2 protein-coding genes are annotated in these 1,087 nt (G+C 59.1%); both read right to left on the bottom strand.

Annotated elements, in window-relative coordinates:
- A partial coding sequence (locus C7445_RS14455) for a hypothetical protein (RefSeq protein WP_134161422.1) occupies nucleotides 1-182 on the bottom strand: 182 nt, incomplete at its 3' end.
- Nucleotides 183-304: 122 nt separating this feature from the next.
- Nucleotides 305-1,087 (bottom strand): metal-dependent hydrolase (locus tag C7445_RS14450; protein WP_243835222.1); only part of this gene is annotated, 783 nt, incomplete at its 5' end.

Below are 1,087 nucleotides of genomic sequence, written 5' to 3'. Positions count from 1 at the left end.
TGCAGCTTCATCACACTGAACGCGGCCATGCCAATGACGGCCAATGTACCGAGTTGTGCCATGCGTCCGAGCGCGCGAAAGATGGATCGATACAACGCAAACGCACCCATTGCGCCGATGACGACCATGAACCACGTCGAATGCGCGATGCTTACCCGCACAAGCGCAGGGACTTCCGGCATGTGTTGATACTCCTTTCGCTTTGCTCGCCAATAAACAGCGCATACGCTAGCTAGCGATGGTGTCAGCTAGCATGCATGCTCGCTTGCGTATTGGCGAGCGTACTGGCTCGCGTTCATGCTCGCTACACGAGTGCAAGCCCAACAAATGTGAAAATCCCGATGCCGCCGATGAGGTAGTCGACAGCGCTGAACGACTTCACCAGGTGTACACCTTGGCGTTTGCCCCACGGCCAAAGGAGCGGCACACCGCCCGCGATGAAGTCCGCCGCCATATGCAGCACATACCCCAAGATGAGGCCGTACGCGGCGACGCCCAGGTGCAAGTGACTAAGCGCTGGCTCACTCAGGTAACATCCCGCTCCAAACACGGCAAGGCCAAGCAGGCTATGGGTGAATGTGCGGTGTTTGGCTGGCATTGTCGCCGCCATCCAAGCGGCGAGCAATACCGCGGCCTCCATCGGCATGCGATGGTGATACGCCAAGTCGAGCAAGATGGCTGCGAGAGCGCCTAGACCGAGTACGCGCGTGAAGTTGTGCGCCGCGCCGAAGATGAACATGAGCAAGAGTGCAACGCCCCACGCGGTGAGCGACGTTGCCCAGTGCATGAGCACCATCACGATGATGGCCAGAGCCAAAACCGGCAGGCCAAATACGACTTCGATGGTGTAGGTTAGCTTCGCGTCCTGTTGATCCAAATCCGGCACCAGTGCCCCGACGACCGTGGCCGCGACAAAGGCGGCTTGCACAACGATGATATGTGGCATTGAGGCCCACGGGTGTGTGGTAAGGTCGCGCAACGACTCCCAGTGTTCGTGTAATACCAGCGGTGTCGCCGCAACCGCCCCGACTGCGCCAATCGCCATATGGGAACGACCCATCATAAGTCCATCTCTCCTCTCCTGGCT

This window comes from Alicyclobacillus sacchari (assembly GCF_004366795.1).
GTDB lineage: Bacteria > Bacillota > Bacilli > Alicyclobacillales > Alicyclobacillaceae > Alicyclobacillus > Alicyclobacillus sacchari.
Note: the sequence above shows the minus strand (reverse complement) of the source record. Positions and strands in the feature narration are given on the sequence as shown.